The following is a 17,196-nucleotide window of genomic DNA, read 5'->3' on the forward strand; positions in this document are numbered from 1 at the left end:
TTGCAGATCCCTGAGACATCAGGCTGCAAGGTTACACAAAAGCGCTCAGGGCTTGCGGGCAATGATCACCTGACTTTTTGCCACCACCGCATCCAGCGCCTGCTTGATCTGCGCCCCGCGCGGCGAGTCGAGCACCGCTTGCCAGGTATCGGCCCAATGGTTGAGCAGCGGATGATCCGGGTTGCTGAATTCGACCTTGGCTTCCCAGAACAGCATCATCCACATCGACCAGTAAAACCCGTACTGGCTGTGGCTGATGATCTCCAGCCCTGCCTCGCTGACCATCGCCTTGAACTGCTCTTCACTGATGATGCGAATGTGGTTGGGCTTCTGGAAATACTCCGGTGCCGCGATGTCTTTCTGCAAATCTTCGGAACTGGGGTGCGGCACGCTCAGCAGGTATAGCGCACCCGACTGGCCGACACGCACCAGTTCGGCAAGAAACTGTGCCGGGTCATCAACGTGTTCGATGACTTCAGTGGACACCACGCGCGTGGCGGTACCATCGGCGATCGGCAGCGGGTTGCAGTCGGTGACGTGACACTCGACGCCGCGGGTCGGTGTATCGCTCAAGCGCTGGCGGGTGGCTTCGACCTTGGCGCCGTCGATGTCGGCGATGATGATTTTCGCCCCGCGCATGCCACAGAAATGTACGTTGCCACCGTCGCCACAACCGACGTCGAGCAAGGTGTCATCGGCGGTCACCGGAAAGCCTTTGAACAGCTCGCCGGTCTCCTGGTTGAACCAGCCACTGAGCACTGCATCGTGCAGGCCGAGCATGTACGGATCGACCTTGTCGGCAGCAGGCTGCGCGGCTACCGGGACAGGCGTCGGTGCTGTGAGTTTCTTCAAAAGGCTCAGCATGAGGTGGCTCCAGAGGATGGGACGGCGTTGCGCGATATACCGAGACGCCGCACCAGGGCGGCGCCGCGATTGCGCATCGGCATTTCGATGAAACGATAATTCAGCTCGCTGAGCAGCACGATCAGGCCACCGGCAATCAGCAGCGTCACGACCGGATGCCCCGCCGGGCTCGGCAGACCGGCACTCTGCAATCGGAACATCAGTTCCCGCACCAGTTGATAGGCCGGTATGTGGATCAGATAAATGCCGTAGGAGCGGCTGCCGATCCATGCCATCAGTCGCTGCACTCTACCGGCCGGCAACAGGTAATCGCGGTTGTACGATGCGATCCACACCAGCAGTGCGCCAAGCACGGCAATCGAGCCGATCCGGTAAGAGGCGAAGGTGAAACGGTCGGTGGCCATGTAGCTCAACAGCAGCGCCAGCACGATCAGCGCAGTCAAACCGGCCCACGGGCGACGAAGGAAGGTTGGCTCCCATCGCCGCCAGGACGGCTGCACGCTCCACATTGCCAGCAACACGCCGAGAGCCAGCGCATCGGTACGGATCACCATCAGCAGCGGCGTGCGCAGGGTGAACAGTTGCACCGCAACCAGCGCCAGCAACGCCCAGACCAGATGCTTGCGGCACACCAGAATCAGCAGCGGGAACAGCAGATAGAACTGCTCCTCCAGCGACAGGCTCCAGTACACGAAACTGCTGCCGTACTCGTAATGAAAAAAGCTGTCGGCAAAACGGAAGTTGGCGTATTGCAACACGCCCGCCAGCGTCGCTTGCAGGTTGGCGGGCAGCGTGCCGAAAGCCCCGGAGCGATTGAGAAACACGCACGCAAGCAGCATCAGCGCCAGCCATAACCAGGCCGACGGCAACAGACGGAAGGCCCGGCGCAACCAGAAGTTACGCGTCTGCTCCCAGTATTCCTGGCGGGTCGAACAGCCTCGCAGCGCCGGAATCAGGCTGCGGGCGATGACAAACCCGGAGATGGCAAAAAACAGGTCAACGCCCCACCACGGCTGTGCCCAGGCATGGACCCTTTCAAGCAGCGGCACCGTGTCGGTGAACAGGCTTCCCTGCAGGTGATGAAACAGCACGCCGAGTACTGCGACCGCACGCAGGACTTCGATGTCCATGATCCGCTTGCCGCTCATGACACACGCCCTGTATCAAGCGGTTTACGGGCAATGATCACCTGACTCTTGGGCATGAACCGGTCCAGCATCTGCTTGATCGCCAATCCGTCGGGCTGCGCCAGCAAGCCCTGCCAGGTTCTGGCCCACCCCTCCATCAAGGGCGGATACGGCGCCTGGATCCGGTCGCGCACGGCACCGCCGAGGTCACGCCCGGCAGCACGTTCGCTGGCCCAGAAAAAGATCATGCCCATGACCCAGAAAAATCCCGTGGCCTGGCGATGCTCGATCACCAGACCGGCGTCCTCCACCAGTGCCGCGAAACGTTCCGGGGTAAAAATCTGCACGTGGTTGGGTGACTGGTAATAACTGGCAGGGGCGATCCCCTGCTGCAAATGCTCACCCACCGGTGCCGGCACACTGAGCAGGTACAACGCTCCGGGACGCCCCATGCGTACCAGTTCGGCCATGAACGGTTCTGGCTGGTCGATGTGTTCCAGCACTTCCATGCACACCACCTTGCTCGCACAACCATCGCTCAGCGGCAGCGGCAGGCTGTTGCTGACCAGACCGAGACTGGGTTTGCGGCTCTGCGCTTCGACTTGCCGGGCGAGGTCACGCACCTTGTCGTGTTCGCTGTCGGTGAAGATCACCGAGGCGCCCTGGCGTACTGCGAACAGTGTCGCCACGCCCTCACCGCACCCCACGTCGAGCAGGGTGTCGTGCGCACCGATGGCAAAGCCCTTGAGCAACTCGCCACTGTCGCCGTGAAACCAGCCGTCGAGCATCGCATCGTGCAGACCGACGTCCCGCGGCGACACACTGGACGCTACCTGTTCAGGCGCAGAGACCGGCACCGAACGCGCAATCGGACGCAAGCGCCTCAGTAATGCGCGGATCATGCGCCTGTGGCTTCCGTTGCAGCGACAGCGCGACACTCGTGCACTTGAGCAAGGAAATCGCGCAAACGCTGCTCGGCCACCGCTTGACTGCAGAACGCCTGGAGACTGGCAACGGCCTGCACCGACATATCCGAATAACGCTGCGGATCGTTCTTCGCCACCTCGTAACTGGCGTGATACGCGCTGCACACCGATGCCCAGTTGGTCACGTAACGCAGCGTGCGGAACGCCTTGCGCGGATCGTGGGGCCACGCGGTGAGTTCGTCGGTGGACTCGACCAGGAACGCATTGTCCTCGCTCAGGTAATCGATCATCGCCGTGGTGCGCGGCGCCACCGCTGGTTTGCCGCAGGACATGAACTCCATCAGCGGCAGGCACTGGCCCTCGCCGTAGGACGTGTTCACCACGTAACGGGTCGCCTGCACCAGTCGCTCGTAGTCCGTGTCCGCGAGGTAGCCGTAGATCAGCACGATGCGGCAGCGGTAGGAGCGGTTTTTGTACAGGTGATGAAGGATGTCGCTGAGGGCCTCTTCGGCATCGTGGTGGGTGAGTTTGAGCACCAGCGTTGCGTCCTCGACCTCACGGAATGTCACGCAGAACGCACTGAGCATGTCTTCCCAGTTCTTGCGTCCGTCGCCGGGGTTGAACACCGAGGTGTACACCACGCCATCCAGCAACAACTCTTGCTCGCGAACCGGCGCCTCGAAATCGATGCCCTTGCCACGACGCAGATGCTTCGGGCCGAAGGCGTCGAGATTGAGTTGGCGACTGTCGGCCACCAGTCCCTTGATCTTCAGGCGCACCGGCCCCGTCGAGGGCTGGCCTTGCAGTTGGGCACCCCGGGCGGCAAAGCGATCCCACACTGGCGCCGGCACCGCGACAATCGGGTAGTCGGCGCCCATGGCCTCGCGCACCGCGTCGACCGTGTAACTGGAATGGGTGATCGCCGCCCCGCAGGCGCGCAACACCGTGCGCCAGTCATTGCGTGGCTCGCCGTCGAAAGGCTCGTTGGGGATAGTGCTGAACTCCCAGGCGAACACCGGCAACGTCGGGCAAGCCAGATGAATCGGTGTGCGATGGGGCGGCGAGAACGACAGGAACACGCACGGCTCGCCACGGGCCAGGCATTCCAGATACAGCGCGTCGACTTCGCGGGCCGGGTCCGTCACTTCCACCACTCGCCCGAGACGCTCGAGCACCGGCCGGTATTCCTTGAGCACGAAGTAATAGCTGTACTCGGAACGGCCAAGATTCTGCGCGATGGTGTGCTGGTTGGTTTCCGAATGAATGATGATCAGCATGAGGCGTTGTCCGTCACGGGGGCGGCATCGGCGGCCGCTGGCTCAAGGCCGAAGAAGTCCGCCAGGCGCTGCTGCACCGGGGCGAAGGCGCAGTAATCGTGCATGCGCTCGACGGCGGCGACCGACATTCGGCGATAGTCCTGCGGTTGCGCCTTGGCCATCCGGTAACTGTTTTCGTAGGCACTTTTGAGCGAGCCCCAGTCCGGTCGGTGACGCAGGGTGCGGTAGATGATGCGGGTGTCCTGCGGCCAGATCGTCAGCTCTTCGCTGGACTTGACGACAAAGGCCACCGAATCGTCGATGTAGTCTTCCATCGCCGTGTGATCCGGAGCGATCACCGGTTTACCGCTGGACATGAACTCCATCAGCGGCAGGCACAGGCCTTCGCAGCGCGAAGCATTGACGTAAAAACTGGCAGCCTGGTAGAGCCGCGCATACTGCGGATCGTCCAGATAGCCGTGCAGCACCAGCACCCGGCAGGCGAACGGCGTCAGTTGCGCGAGCAAGGTCATCAGTTCGCTGTAATAGGACGCCAGATCGTTCTGGGTGATCTTCAGCACCAGCGTTGCGTCAGACGTTTCGCGAAAGGCCCAGCAGAACGCCGTGATCAAGTGATGCCAGTTCTTGCGGCCATCCTTGGGGTTGAACACGGTCACGTAGATCACGCCATCGACCGTGGTTTCGACCACCCCCGAGGTCTCCGGCAAGTCCAGCGGTGGTGGTTCGTCCACCGCCACTTCATGGGGGCCGGCAATGTTCGGCAGGCGTCGTTCGAGCCAGGCATGGGCCTTGTTCGAGAACAGATCGCGAAAGCCTTCCCAGTAGCCGTGATGCAGGTATTTCACACGGGCCATGGGCTCGGGTTGATCGCTAGGGTTCAACACCCACAGACGCAGGTAATGACGGGCAATGACCAGTCGACGCTTGAGTGTCAGGGGTGGCGGGCGGCGCGCCTCGATGTCCGCCAGTTGCTCGGCGGTCAGCGGTTTGGGCAGCAGGTCATCGGCAGAGAGTCCCAGCGTGCGGCTGTCGAAAATGCAGCCCTTGATCGCCAGCGTCGCCCCGGGATTGATCGGCGCGCTGACATGTTGCTCACGAATGGCCGCGAAGTTCTCCCACAGCGGGGTCGGCAATACCAGGACCGGAAAGTCTTCGCCCATCGCTCGTCGGATTGCCCGGGCAGTGTGGCTCGACAGCGTGATGACCCGTCCCTGTCGGGCAAGCATTTGCGTCCAGTCCTGACATTGATCGCCGTCCCATGACTCATCGGGGATGGAATCGAACTCCCACGCAATCACGCAGATCGTCGGGCATTCCAGATCGGTCGGGGTATTTTGCGGCGGGGTGAAGGACAGGAACACACTGCTTTCGCCGGCAGCGAGCAGTTGTCGATACAGTGGATCGACTTCGTCGCGGGTGGACACCACATGCACCCGCCCCAGACTTTCGAGCACCGGGCGATAGGCCTTGAGCACGAAGTAATAGCTGTATTCGGGACGCCCGAGACTCTGGCTGATGGAGCGGTCGTTGACGTCCGAGTAGAGAATGAAATTCATGGCATCCCACGGTGCGACCGCCATCCCGGCAGCCTCACGCTATGACGGCCAGGCATCGGATCGGGTCGGCATGGCCGACAATCGTCCTGTGTCCGAAGCACGTCGTCGTTCTTGTTTTAGTGGTCAGTTTCACCGTATTGCGCAACCACTTGGGCAACGCTCGGGAAACCGCGACGAGGGGCATTCTAAACACATCCGTTCAGGATTCGTGAACCGCCCGGCGAGAAAAACCGGGCTACGCTGACGAGAACTGACCGGTCACGGTTTGGTCGGTTGAAATTGCCGAGCAATTGGCACAGATTGGCAACCAAACAACTACAACAACGACTTCACCCGTCTTGCGACCGGAATTTTACCCGGTCTGACAGACATCCCCTCAAAGCCTGTGGGAAGCGGTGAAAGTTAAAGACCAAGGGGTCGCTGTTTGAAAAAACGTCTGTTCATCACGGGCCTCAGTGGGTTCGTGGGACAACATATCCAGTCGCGCCTGATGCTCGATGACTCGGTGTGGGAACTGCTGCCTGCCGCTTCGCCCTTCGACCTGACGGACCCGCAAAGCCTCATCGACCTCTGGCCGCAATTGCCTGACGCCGTGATTCACCTGGCCGGCCAGACATTCGTCCCCGAGGCGTTCCGCGATCCGGCCCGCACCTTCGACATCAATCTGCTCGGCACCCTGAACCTGTTGCAGGCGCTCAAGGCCAGAGGCTTCAAGGGCCCGTTTCTGTATGTCAGTTCCGGCGACGTGTACGGTCAGGTCGACGAATCCGCGCTGCCGATCACCGAGCAACAGCCGCCCTGCCCGCGCAATCCCTACGCAGTGAGCAAACTGTCCGCCGAATTCCTCAGCCTGCAATGGGGCCTGAGCGAAGGCTGGCCAGTGCTGGTGGCGCGTCCGTTCAACCACATCGGCACCGGGCAGAAAGACAGCTTCGTCATCGCCAGCGCCGCGCGGCAGATCAACCGCATCAAGCAGGGGCTGCAAGCGCCGCAACTGGAAGTCGGCGACATCGATGTCACCCGGGACTTCCTCGACGTCGACGACGTGGTTTCGGCCTATTTCGCGATGCTGGAAAAAGGCACGCCGGGACAGGTCTACAACATTTGCTCAGGCCATGAGCAAAGCATCCGCAGCCTCATCGAGCAGATGGGCGACCTGGCCGAGGTCGAGCTGCAACTGGTTCAGGATCCCGCGCGCATGCGCCGCGCGGATCAGCGTCGTGTCTGCGGCAGCCATCAACGGCTCGCCCAGACCACAGGATGGACGCCGCAAATCTCTATACAACAATCCCTGCGGGCGATCCTGTCCGACTGGGAGAAGCGAGTACGACAAGAATGACAAAAAGTGCATTGATCACAGGGATCACCGGCCAGGACGGCGCATATCTGGCCAGACTGCTGCTCGACAAGGGTTACAAGGTTCACGGCCTGGTGGCGCGGCGCAGCAGCGACTCGCGCTGGCGCCTGCGGGAAATGGGCGTTGAAGCCGACATCGTGTACCTGGACGGCGACATGGCCGATGCCTGCTCGGTGCAGCGCGCGGTCATCAAGTCGGCGCCGGACGAGGTCTATAACCTCGCCGCACAAAGCTTCGTCGCTGCGTCCTGGGATCAACCGGTGACCACCGGCATCGTCGATGGCCTGGGCGTGACTCACCTGCTTGAAGCCATCCGCCAGTTCAGCCCGCACACGCGCTTCTACCAGGCGTCCACCAGCGAAATGTTCGGTCTGATCCAGGCCGAGCAACAGGACGAGAACACCCCGTTCTACCCGCGCAGCCCTTACGGCGTGGCCAAACTCTATGGCCACTGGATCACCGTCAACTACCGTGAAAGTTTCAACCTGCACGCCAGCAGCGGCATCCTGTTCAACCATGAATCGCCACTGCGCGGTATCGAATTCGTGACCCGCAAGGTCACCGACGCGGCCGCCCGGATCAAGCAGGGCAAACAGCAGGAACTGGCCCTGGGCAACATCGACGCCAAGCGTGACTGGGGGTTTGCCGGCGATTACGTCGAGGCCATGTGGCTGATGCTGCAACAGGACAAGCCTGACGACTTCGTGGTCGCCACCGGGGTGACCACCACCGTGCGCGAGATGTGCCACATCGCCTTCGATCACGTGGGTCTCAACTACCGCGACTACGTGAAGATCGACCCGGCGTTCTTCCGCCCGGCCGAAGTCGAAGTGCTGCTCGGCAATCCGGCCAAGGCCCAGCGCGTGCTGGGCTGGAAACCGAAAACCGACCTCGACACCCTGATCCGCATGATGATGGATGCGGACATGAAACGCGTCGCCAAGGAGTAGGCCATGCTGATCCCCGTGATTCTGTCCGGCGGTGCCGGTACCCGTTTGTGGCCGGTGTCCCGCGAGGGCCACCCGAAACCGTTCATGACCCTGCCCGACGGCCAGTCGCTGCTGGGCAAGACCTATCGGCGCGCTGCCGGCCTGCTGGACGGCTGGGGCGACATCGTCACGGTGACCAACCGCGAGTACTACTTCCAGAGCAAGGATCACTATCAGGCCGCGCGCCTGTCCCGGCATCGTGGGCACTTCCTGCTCGAGCCCACCGGGCGCAACACCGCCCCGGCCATCGCGGCTGCGGCGCTGGCACTACAAGCTCTGCACGGCGATGAGGCGATCATGGTGGTGATGCCCGCCGACCACTTGATCGTCAACGAAGACGCGCTCAAGAGTGCGGTCGAACACGCGGTCAACCTGGCAAAGGACGGTTATCTGGTGACCTTCGGCGTAGTGCCGACCGCCCCTGAAACCGGCTTCGGCTACATCGAGACAGGGGCGCCGCTGGATGCCAGGGGCGCGGCCAAAGTGCAGCGTTTCGTGGAGAAACCCGACCTGCAAACCGCCACCCACTACCTGGAAAGCGGCAATTTCCTGTGGAACTCGGGGATGTTCTGTTTCTCCATTGCGACGCTGATCGCCGAACTGCAACTGCACGCTCCGGAATTGCTCGAACAGACCCGCACCTGCATGGCGGCAAGCGAGCCGCTGGAAACCACCGGTTACCTGCAACAGGAACTGTCACCGGCGCTGTTCGCCGAGATCACTGACATCTCCATCGACTACGCGTTGATGGAGCGCTCGGAAAAAGTCGTGGTCGTACCCGCCAGTTTCGACTGGAGCGATATCGGTTCCTGGGGCGCCGTCGCGGCGCTGGTGCCGGCCGACGCCGACAACAACCGCGCCAGCGGCGAAGCGATCTTCATCGACAGCCGCAACAATTTCGTTCAAAGCGAAGGCCGGTTGGTGGCCGCCGTGGGTGTGGAAGACCTGATCGTCATCGACACCGCCGACGCCGTGCTGGTGGCCCACGCCGACCGTGCGCAGGATGTACGGCGGGTGGCCAAACAGCTCAAGGACAAGTCCCACGAAGCCTATCGCCTGCATCGCACGGTCAGCCGTCCGTGGGGCACCTACACCGTGCTCGAGGAAGGCCCGCGCTTCAAGATCAAGCGCATCGTGGTCAAGCCCGGAGGCAAGCTTTCGTTGCAGATGCACCATCACCGCAACGAACACTGGGTGGTGGTCGAAGGCATGGCCAAGGTCACCAACAACGGCAGTGGCACCACACTGGTGGCCAAGAACGAATCGACGTTCATCGCCGCCGGCCACAAGCATCGTCTGGAAAACCCCGGTGTGATCGATCTGGTGATCATCGAAGTGCAAAGCGGCGAATACCTGGGAGAGGACGACATCGTCCGCTTCGAAGACCAATACGGCAGGACGGTGTGAATGCTGCTTTCCCTGTACCGCTCGCTGCACGGCTATCGGGGTTTCATCCTCGGTAGCGTCAAGCGGGAGTTTCAAGCGCGGTATCGCAATTCGCTGTTTGGCGCGCTGTGGACGGTACTCAACCCGCTGTCCATGATCATCGTGTACACGGTGATCTTTTCCCACATCATGCGTGCCCGTCTGCCCGGCGTGGACGACGGCATGGCCTACAGCGTCTACCTGTGCGCCGGGTTGCTGACCTGGGGCCTGTTCTCGGAAATCACCCTGCGCAGCCAGAACATGTTTCTGGAGAACGCCAACCTGCTGAAGAAGATCAGCTTCCCGCGCATCTGCCTGCCGGTGATCGTGCTGCTCAATGCCGGGATCAATTTCGCAATCATCATCGGCCTGTTTCTCGGCTTCCTGTTAATCACCGGGCGCTGGCCGGGCATGGCCCTGTTGGCACTGGCGCCGCTGCTGGCGCTGCAAGTGCTGTTCTGCGCCGGGCTGGGCATGATCCTCGGCGTGCTCAACGTGTTCTTTCGTGATGTCGGGCAGTTGTTCGCCATCTGCCTGCAATTCTGGTTCTGGCTGACGCCGATCGTGTATCCGCTGAGCATCCTGCCCGAGTGGGTGCAGCGCCTGCTGCAACTCAACCCGCTGACCAACCTGATCGGCAGTTACCAGAACCTGTTTCTCTACGGCCAGTGGCCGGTGTGGAGTTCGCTGCTGCCGATCCTCGTGATCGGCGTGCTGTTCTGTGGGATCGGCCTGCGCCTGTTCCGCCAGCGGGTCGGCGAAATGGTGGATGAACTCTGATGGGGCACATACGCGTCACCGGCCTGGGCAAGGCCTACAAGCAGTACCCCACTCGCTGGAGTCGTCTGGCCGAATGGCTGATTCCGTTTTCACCGATGCGTCATCGCCAGCACTGGGTGCTGCAGGATGTGAATTTCGAAATCGCCCCCGGCGAAGCGGTGGGCATTGTCGGGGTCAACGGCGCCGGCAAAAGCACCTTGCTGAAAATGATCACCGGCACCACCCAGCCGACCTGCGGCCAGATTCAGCTACAGGGCCGGGTCGCGGCACTGCTGGAGCTGGGCATGGGCTTTCACCCGGACTTCACCGGCCGGCAGAACGCGGTGATGGCCGGGCAACTGCTGGGCATGCAGGTCGAAGAGATCGAAACCCTGATGCCGGACATCGAACGCTTCGCGGAAATCGGCGAGGCCATCGATCACCCGGTGCGCACCTATTCAAGTGGCATGCAGATGCGTCTGGCCTTCAGTGTCGCCACCGCGCGCCGCCCGGACATCCTGATCGTCGACGAAGCGCTGTCGGTGGGCGACTCGTATTTCCAGCACAAGAGCTTCGACCGCATCCGTAGCTTCCGCAAGGCAGGAACCACGCTGCTGATCGTGTCTCACGACCGCTCGGCGATCCAGTCGATCTGCGACTCGGCGATCCTGCTCGAAGGTGGCCTCATGGCCATGCACGACAAACCCGAAGCCGTCATGGATTACTACAACGCCTTGCTCGCCGAACGCGAAGGCCAGACCGTGCGCCAGGAAACACTCCCCGGCGGCCAGGTACAGACCGTATCCGGCACCGGCGAGGCCGGCATTCTCAGTGTGCGCCTGCTCGATGAACACGAGCGCTCCATCGACGCCGCTGAAGTCGGCCAGCCGGTGGTGCTGGAGGTGCAGGTCGAAGTCCGCCAGGACATCGAGCGGCTGGTGCTGGGCTTCATGATCAAGGATCGCCTGGGGCAGGCCATGTACGGCATCAACACCCATCGCCAGAACCAGGCCCTGGACGACCTGCACGCAGGCGAGCGCATCACCTACCGCTTTGCTTTCGTGATGGGCCTGGGCAAGGGCAATTATTCCGTGGCCCTGAGCCTCTCACGGCTGGACTCGCACCTGGACCGCAATTTCGAATGGCGCGACTACGGGCTGGTGTTCCATGTGATCAATAACCGTCAGGAAGATTTCGTCGGCTGCTCGTGGCTCGGAGCCAGAACATCGATCACCCGGCGCACTGAAGCCCTCGCGGAGCGTGCGCCATGACTCGCCTGCTGGTCGAATGCACCCACGTGTTCCGGCACCCGAAGGTCAATTCCGGGATTCAGCGGGTGGTGCGCAACGTCATCAAGCAATTGCCGCCGAGCGCTGAAGGGGTCGAGTGCGTGCCGGTGGTGTTGCTCAAGGGCAAGCTGTACCGCGTGACGCGCCTGGCGCCACTGGATTCGCCGCTAGTCAACGCCGTCATCACGTTTGGCGAGCGCCTGGAGCGGCTGGCCCATCGTTTCTGGCAACTGCATCAGCGCCTCGACAGTCGTTGCCGGACCCAACTGACACGACGTGCGCTATACGTCAGCTATCGCCTGGCGTCGTTCGGCCTGTTCGGCATTCCGTTGCGGCTGGTCGAGCAGGTCAACCGCTTTCAGTTGCCCCAGCGCTGCGAGCCTTTGCAACACCGGCCGGGCGATCACCTGGTGTTGCTGGATTCGTCCTGGCACTCGGATTTTTTCCTGCATGCCGAACGGCTCAAACGCGAAGGCGTGGGCATCGTTGCAGTGATCTACGACTTGATTCCCCTGACCCACCCGCAGTTTTACGACACGCGGCTGGTGCAGGTTTTCAGCGAATGGTTCGACTGGATTACCCGCACCGCCGACGGCTACCTGGCGATTTCCGCCACGGTGCGCGATCAGGTTCATGAGGAAGTGCAGCGCCGCCTCGGTTCGGCACAGGTCGAAAAACGCTGGTTCGACTATTTCCACCTCGGGTCGGAGCTGGATCTGCAGAGCGTCGAAGCCACCGTCGAGCCGCGCCTGGAACGTCTGTTCGCCACACCGGAGCCGGTGTTCCTGATGGTCAGCACCATTGAGCCGCGCAAGAACCACGACTATCTGCTGGATGCTTTCGAACGTGCCTGGGCGGCCGGTTCGAATGCTCGGCTGGGCATCGCCGGACGCATCGGCTGGAAGTGCGACGCCCTGCTCGCCCGGGTGCGCAACCACGGCGAACTGAACCGGCGCCTGTTCATGTTCAACGACCTGAGCGACACCAGCCTGGAATACGCGTATGCCCATTCCAGCGCATTGGTGTTCCCGTCGTTCGTCGAAGGCTTCGGCCTGCCGCTGGTGGAAGCCATGCAGCGCGGATTGCCGGCGATGGGCAGCGATATCGCGGTGTTCCGTGAGATCGGCGGCGAGTTCATGGCCTATTTCGATTTGCAGGACCCGCAATGCCTCGCCGACCTGGTGATCGCCTTCGAGCGCAGCGGCCAATTCCCCGCTGCCCGCAATGTGGCCGACTGGCAATGGATCGGCTGGCGCGAAGCCAGTCAGCAACTGGCCGAACGCACCGCACGCCATGTGCTGCAAGCGCCTGCGGCGCAAGCGAGGTCCCATGCGCATAGCCCTTAACGCGCGGATTCTCCAGGCACCGCGCACCGGAATCGGCCACTACGTCGCCGAACTGGTGAACGCCCTGCACACCGAGACCGATATCGACGTGGCGCTGTTCCACGGCTGGGGCTGGAGTTCGCAGTTGCCGGAAGCGGCAATGCCTGGTTACTCGCGCCTGACCCCGATGCTGCGCAAGATCCCCGGCGCCTATCAGGCCCGCCGCTGGCTGGAGCAGAAACGCTTCGATCAGGGCCGCACGCCCGACATCGACCTTTACCACGAACCGAGCCTGTGGCCGCTGGCCTTCGACGGCCCGACCGTGATCACCCTGCACGACCTGACGCACCTGCATTTCCCGGACACCCAGCCGCAGGCACGACTCAGGGAAATCGAACGTCGGCTGGCCGACGGCATCCGGCAGGCGCGGGTGATTCTGACCGACTCGCAAGCCATCGCCGACGAAGCCCAAGACTATTTCGGACTGCCCGCCGAACGCTTCGTGGTGGCGCCCCTGGGTGTCGCCGAGCGCTTTCATCCGCGCGAGCCGCAAGCCATCGACGCGGTGCTCAAGGCCCATGCCGTGGAGGCGCGGGAGTATTTCCTGTGTGTCGGCACCCTGGAGCCGCGCAAGAACCTGGGCCTGGCCCTGCGTGCCCACGCGCTATTGCCCGAAGCCGTGCGCCAGCGCTTCCCGCTGTTGATCGTCGGCATGGCCGGCTGGCAGCGTGAGCAGTTCAGTGACGAATTGCGTCAGGCCCTGGCCAGCGGTCATGTGTGCCTGCTCGGCTACTTGCCGGATGAGCAGGTCGCGCAATTGCTGGCCGGCGCCCGGGCGCTGGTTTTTCCCTCGTTGTATGAAGGTTTTGGCCTGCCGGTGCTGGAAGCGATGGCCAGTGGCACGCCCGTGGTGGTCACCCGATCCTCGGCGATGCCGGAAGTCGCGGGTGCTGCCGGCAACTATATTGAAGCTGACGATGCAGAAGGCTTGCGCGATGCGCTGAGCCGCCTGATCGACGATCAAGTGCATTGGCAGGCATGCCGAGAAGCCGGATTGCAGCAGGCACGGCTTTTTTCCTGGAAGCGTTGCGCGCAGGCCACGGCCGGCGCCTACCGCCAGGCTTTGGGAGGTTGAATGAGAGTTCTTCATTTTTTCAAGACGTACCTGCCTGACTCGGTCGGCGGCATCGAGCAAGTGATCTTCCAGCTCTGCGAAAGCGGCGCCCAGCACGGCATCGAGGGCCAGGTGCTGACCCTCAGCGCCAATCCCGAGCCGGCGGTACTGCAACTCGGCCAGCACGAAGTGCATCGCGCCAGGCTCGATATCCAGTTCGCTTCCACCGGGTTTTCCTGGAGCGTGTTCAAACAGTTTCGCGAACTGGCCGCCGAAGCCGACGTGATCAACTATCACTTCCCGTGGCCGTTCATGGACCTGGTGCATTTCGCCAGCGGTGTGAACAAACCGAGTGTGGTGACCTATCACTCGGACATCATTCGCCAGAAGAACCTGCTCAAGCTCTATCGTCCGCTGATGAACCGTTTCCTCGCCAGCGCCGACCGGATTGTCGCGGCCTCGCCGAACTATCTGCACACCAGTGATGTGTTGCAGCAGTTTCAGGACAAGACCCGTGTCATCCCTTATGGCTTGAACAAGGCCGGTTATCCACAGCCCGACGTCGAACGCATGAACCGCTGGCGCCAGCAGCTTGGTGATAAGTTTTTCCTGTTCGTCGGGGTGATGCGCTACTACAAAGGCCTGCACATCCTGCTCGAAGCCTTGAAAGACGTGGACTACCCGGTGGTGATCGTCGGTGCCGGCCCGCTGGAGCAGGAACTGCACGCCCAGGCCGCTGCGCTGGGGCTGCGCAATATCCACTTCCTCGGACGCCTGAGCGATGAAGACAAGGTCGCCCTGCTGCAATTGAGCTACGCCATCGTCTTCCCGTCGCATCTGCGCTCGGAAGCGTTCGGCATTTCACTGCTGGAAGGCGCGATGTACGGCAAGCCGATGATCTCCAGCGAGATCGGCACCGGCACCAGCTACATCAATATCCACAACGAAACCGGGCTGGTCGTGCCGCCAAGTCATCCACAGGCGTTTCGCGAAGCGATGCGCACCCTGTGGGAAAACCCGACCCGCGCCGCTGAAATGGGCGTCAAGGCTGAAGCCCGTTACCGGCAGTTATTCACAGCCGACGAAATGGGTCGCAAGTGGACGGCGCTGTATCAGGAATTGCTGGAGGAAAAGGCGCTGTCCTACGCCTGATCCTCTACAGATCCAGCACCAGCGGCTGGGCACTTTGCGCCGGCACTGCACAGCAGATCAGCACTTGTCCTTCCTCCGGCACTTCGGCCGGGGGCTGTGGATAATTCACCGCGCCGCTGATCAGCCGCGTCTTGCAGGTGCCGCAAGATCCTCCGCGACAGCTGAACTCGGGGCGCAAGCCACGACTTTCCGCCAGTTCCAGCAGACTGCCACCATCGGGCTGCCACCGCGCTTCCTTGGCCGAACGCTCGAAGACCACCGGCACCGAGGTGGTGGCGGCCGGCAATTGTTCGATCACGATGGCGTCCGGGTCGGCCTGCCGCTTGAGGGTCGAGGGGCCAAAGGTTTCGGCGTGAATCTGGTCGTCGCGCACGTCCAGTTCACGCAGGCTGTCGTAAAGGCCTTGGGTAAAGCCGCCGGGGCCGCAAAGCACAAAGTCGATCTGATCGAAGTCCTCGACGTCCAGCAGGTTCCTCAGCAATGAGCCGTCGATGCGCCCGTGCAGGTCGTAATCCTCGCCTTCGACCAGATCAGGCTCCGGCTGGCTGAGCAGGCGCAACACCCGCACCGCATCGCCGGCGTCCTCCAGCAAGCGGTCCAGCTCCGCGCGAAACGGTTGGTCGGCAAGGCTGCGGGAACTCTGGATCAGCCAGGTCGGACGAATCCGCCGGGTGCGCAGGCCCTGATACACCACCTCACGCAGCATCGACAGCAACGGCGTGATCCCGACCCCGGCCGCCAGCAGCACCAAGGGTCGACGCTCCAGCGGCGCCACGGTGAAATGCCCTTGGGGCGAGCGCGCCTCTAGTACGTCACCGACGCGCACCTGATCGTGCAGGTGCGTCGATATCCGCCCTTCACGCTTTACGCTGATCCGGAAGAAGTCGTCGGATGGCGCACCCGACAGGCTGTAGGTGCGGATATACACCTCGCCATCGAGATTGAAGCGCAACGGCAGATGCTGCCCGGCCTGGAACACCGGCAAACCGGCCCCATCCACGGGTTCGAGGTAGAACGAACGAATGTGCTGGCTCTGCGCTTCAATCCGCGCCACCCGCAGCGGCCGACAGCTGTCTCCCAGGGCCTGGGCCTGCAAACGTGCGTCGGCCTGAGCCCAGGTGCCGGTCAACAAACTGGTCGGCGACATGCCGTCGAAGCGCCAGCGCAGGGCCAATGCGCCCGGACGCCGCACCGCTTTTTCCACCTCGAACGTCCACAACCGCTCGGCGCCTTGGAAGGCTGCGATCTGCGGCCCGTCGAGAATGACCTCGGTGCGGCCGCTGAGCTGTAACAGGTCGCCTGTGGAAAAGTCGATGAACAGCAAGCCGGCCCGGGGATTGAGCAGCAGGTTGCCGAGAGTGTTGAAGTGCAGGTTGCCGGCAAAATCCGGGATGGTCAGGCGATTGCCTTCCACCCGCACGAAACCGGCCTGGCCGCCACGGTGCGAAACATCCACCGAACGCTCGCCGTCGACATCGACGTAACTGGCGACGAAGAAGGTGTCGGCCGTTTCGATCAGCGCGACCGCCGCGTCATCGAGCCCATCGAAATGCTCGGCACGCCGGGTCTGCGGATCCGTCAGCGGCACCCGCTGGAACTGGCGCAACTGAATGTACTGCGGGCAGTTACCGAAGGACTGATCGACCGTCAAATCGAAACCCGTAGCCCCCAGATTGCCGATGTGGCCATTGAGGCGATTGCGCCGACGGGTGTGCAACTCGATGCCGAGCAGCCCGATCGCCGCACCGGCCTGCAACTGTGCCGGGTCATCGGTGGCGGGCAGACTGTCGAAGTGCAATTGCGTTGGCTCGGGAGAATGAGCGAAACCCGCCTCGCCCTCCAGCACGCTGGCCCACGGACGGCCCTCGGCATCCACCGCGCCGTACAACATGAAAGGCAATTGCTGATAGAACTGACGATGCTGGTCCGGCATCCAGGTGCGAATCACCTTACGACCGAATTCCTCCATGCGCTCGGCAACGCCGACCTGCGCTTGCAGTTGTCGCTCGCCGGCGTGCCAGGGTGAACGTTCCATG

Annotated in this window: 14 protein-coding genes; 8 read left to right on the forward strand and 6 right to left on the reverse strand. The window is 62.4% G+C overall.

Annotated elements, in window-relative coordinates; translation table 11 throughout:
- Positions 1-45: 45 nt before the first annotated feature.
- The 5 genes from IF199_RS30050 to IF199_RS30070 are packed head-to-tail and all read right to left on the reverse strand — an operon-like array spanning position 46 to position 5,750.
- Complete coding sequence (locus tag IF199_RS30050; RefSeq protein ID WP_192559362.1) at positions 46-864, reverse strand: class I SAM-dependent methyltransferase; 819 nt, start codon at positions 862-864, stop codon at positions 46-48.
- A complete protein-coding gene (locus IF199_RS30055) occupies positions 858-2,012 on the reverse strand; it encodes an acyltransferase family protein (protein WP_192559363.1) in 1,155 nt (384 codons plus the stop codon). Before IF199_RS30055 ends, IF199_RS30050 begins: the two co-directional genes overlap by 7 nt.
- On the reverse strand, positions 2,009-2,893 hold the full coding sequence (locus IF199_RS30060; RefSeq protein ID WP_192559364.1) for a class I SAM-dependent methyltransferase: 885 nt from the start codon (positions 2,891-2,893) through the stop codon (positions 2,009-2,011). The genes IF199_RS30055 and IF199_RS30060 overlap by 4 nt, the downstream gene beginning before the upstream one ends.
- A complete protein-coding gene (locus IF199_RS30065) occupies positions 2,890-4,194 on the reverse strand; it encodes a glycosyltransferase (protein WP_192559365.1) in 1,305 nt (434 codons plus the stop codon). Before IF199_RS30065 ends, IF199_RS30060 begins: the two co-directional genes overlap by 4 nt.
- Entirely contained in the window at positions 4,188-5,750 is a 1,563-nt protein-coding gene (locus IF199_RS30070; protein ID WP_244142428.1) for a glycosyltransferase, read from the reverse strand. The genes IF199_RS30065 and IF199_RS30070 overlap by 7 nt, the downstream gene beginning before the upstream one ends.
- A gap of 424 nt (positions 5,751-6,174) precedes the next feature.
- Between IF199_RS30070 and IF199_RS30075 the strand changes: the two genes are divergently transcribed.
- The 8 genes from IF199_RS30075 to IF199_RS30110 are packed head-to-tail and all read left to right on the forward strand — an operon-like array spanning position 6,175 to position 15,160.
- Positions 6,175-7,089, forward strand: coding sequence for a GDP-mannose 4,6-dehydratase (locus IF199_RS30075; RefSeq protein ID WP_192559367.1), 915 nt, complete (start codon positions 6,175-6,177; stop codon positions 7,087-7,089).
- Positions 7,086-8,057 (forward strand): GDP-mannose 4,6-dehydratase, encoded by a 972-nt coding sequence (gene gmd / locus IF199_RS30080; RefSeq protein ID WP_096817063.1) that lies wholly within the window; start codon positions 7,086-7,088, stop codon positions 8,055-8,057. Before IF199_RS30075 ends, gmd begins: the two co-directional genes overlap by 4 nt.
- Before the next feature lie 3 nt (positions 8,058-8,060).
- Positions 8,061-9,503 carry a mannose-1-phosphate guanylyltransferase/mannose-6-phosphate isomerase gene (locus IF199_RS30085; RefSeq protein WP_096817061.1) on the forward strand — a complete coding sequence of 481 codons (1,443 nt, stop codon included), beginning with the start codon at positions 8,061-8,063 and terminating at the stop codon, positions 9,501-9,503.
- Positions 9,504-10,301, forward strand: coding sequence for an ABC transporter permease (locus tag IF199_RS30090; RefSeq protein WP_192559368.1), 798 nt, complete (start codon positions 9,504-9,506; stop codon positions 10,299-10,301). It abuts the gene before it with no gap.
- On the forward strand, positions 10,301-11,551 hold the full coding sequence (locus IF199_RS30095) for an ABC transporter ATP-binding protein (RefSeq protein ID WP_192559369.1): 1,251 nt from the start codon (positions 10,301-10,303) through the stop codon (positions 11,549-11,551). The genes IF199_RS30090 and IF199_RS30095 overlap by 1 nt, the downstream gene beginning before the upstream one ends.
- Complete coding sequence (locus IF199_RS30100) at positions 11,548-12,915, forward strand: glycosyltransferase family 4 protein (RefSeq protein ID WP_192559370.1); 1,368 nt, start codon at positions 11,548-11,550, stop codon at positions 12,913-12,915. The genes IF199_RS30095 and IF199_RS30100 overlap by 4 nt, the downstream gene beginning before the upstream one ends.
- Positions 12,899-14,029, forward strand: a complete 1,131-nt coding sequence (locus tag IF199_RS30105) for a glycosyltransferase family 4 protein (protein ID WP_192559371.1) — start codon at positions 12,899-12,901, stop codon at positions 14,027-14,029. The genes IF199_RS30100 and IF199_RS30105 overlap by 17 nt, the downstream gene beginning before the upstream one ends.
- Complete coding sequence (locus IF199_RS30110) at positions 14,030-15,160, forward strand: glycosyltransferase family 4 protein (RefSeq protein WP_102622630.1); 1,131 nt, start codon at positions 14,030-14,032, stop codon at positions 15,158-15,160.
- Positions 15,161-15,164: 4 nt separating this feature from the next.
- Here IF199_RS30110 and IF199_RS30115 read toward each other — a convergent pair whose 3' ends face one another.
- Positions 15,165-17,195, reverse strand: coding sequence for a 2Fe-2S iron-sulfur cluster-binding protein (locus IF199_RS30115; RefSeq protein ID WP_192559372.1), 2,031 nt, complete (start codon positions 17,193-17,195; stop codon positions 15,165-15,167).
- Position 17,196 lies beyond the last annotated feature (1 nt).

The sequence above is a fragment of the Pseudomonas allokribbensis genome, from assembly GCF_014863605.1.
In the GTDB taxonomy this organism is placed as follows: Bacteria; Pseudomonadota; Gammaproteobacteria; order Pseudomonadales; family Pseudomonadaceae; genus Aquipseudomonas; species Aquipseudomonas allokribbensis.

What these genes read in the sequence shown, in the direction of transcription:
- IF199_RS30050 (WP_192559362.1), bottom strand. Translation starts at nt 864, where the DNA reads ATGCTGAGCCTTTTGAAGAAACTCACAGCACCGACGCCTGTCCCGGTA.
- IF199_RS30055 (WP_192559363.1), bottom strand. Translation starts at nt 2,012, where the DNA reads ATGAGCGGCAAGCGGATCATGGACATCGAAGTCCTGCGTGCGGTCGCA.
- IF199_RS30060 (WP_192559364.1), bottom strand. Translation starts at nt 2,893, where the DNA reads ATGATCCGCGCATTACTGAGGCGCTTGCGTCCGATTGCGCGTTCGGTG.
- IF199_RS30065 (WP_192559365.1), bottom strand. Translation starts at nt 4,194, where the DNA reads ATGCTGATCATCATTCATTCGGAAACCAACCAGCACACCATCGCGCAG.
- IF199_RS30070 (WP_244142428.1), bottom strand. Translation starts at nt 5,750, where the DNA reads ATGAATTTCATTCTCTACTCGGACGTCAACGACCGCTCCATCAGCCAG.
- gmd (WP_096817063.1), top strand. Translation starts at nt 7,086, where the DNA reads ATGACAAAAAGTGCATTGATCACAGGGATCACCGGCCAGGACGGCGCA.
- IF199_RS30085 (WP_096817061.1), top strand. Translation starts at nt 8,061, where the DNA reads ATGCTGATCCCCGTGATTCTGTCCGGCGGTGCCGGTACCCGTTTGTGG.
- IF199_RS30090 (WP_192559368.1), top strand. Translation starts at nt 9,504, where the DNA reads ATGCTGCTTTCCCTGTACCGCTCGCTGCACGGCTATCGGGGTTTCATC.
- IF199_RS30095 (WP_192559369.1), top strand. Translation starts at nt 10,301, where the DNA reads ATGGGGCACATACGCGTCACCGGCCTGGGCAAGGCCTACAAGCAGTAC.
- IF199_RS30100 (WP_192559370.1), top strand. Translation starts at nt 11,548, where the DNA reads ATGACTCGCCTGCTGGTCGAATGCACCCACGTGTTCCGGCACCCGAAG.
- IF199_RS30105 (WP_192559371.1), top strand. Translation starts at nt 12,899, where the DNA reads ATGCGCATAGCCCTTAACGCGCGGATTCTCCAGGCACCGCGCACCGGA.
- IF199_RS30110 (WP_102622630.1), top strand. Translation starts at nt 14,030, where the DNA reads ATGAGAGTTCTTCATTTTTTCAAGACGTACCTGCCTGACTCGGTCGGC.
- IF199_RS30115 (WP_192559372.1), bottom strand. Translation starts at nt 17,195, where the DNA reads ATGGAACGTTCACCCTGGCACGCCGGCGAGCGACAACTGCAAGCGCAG.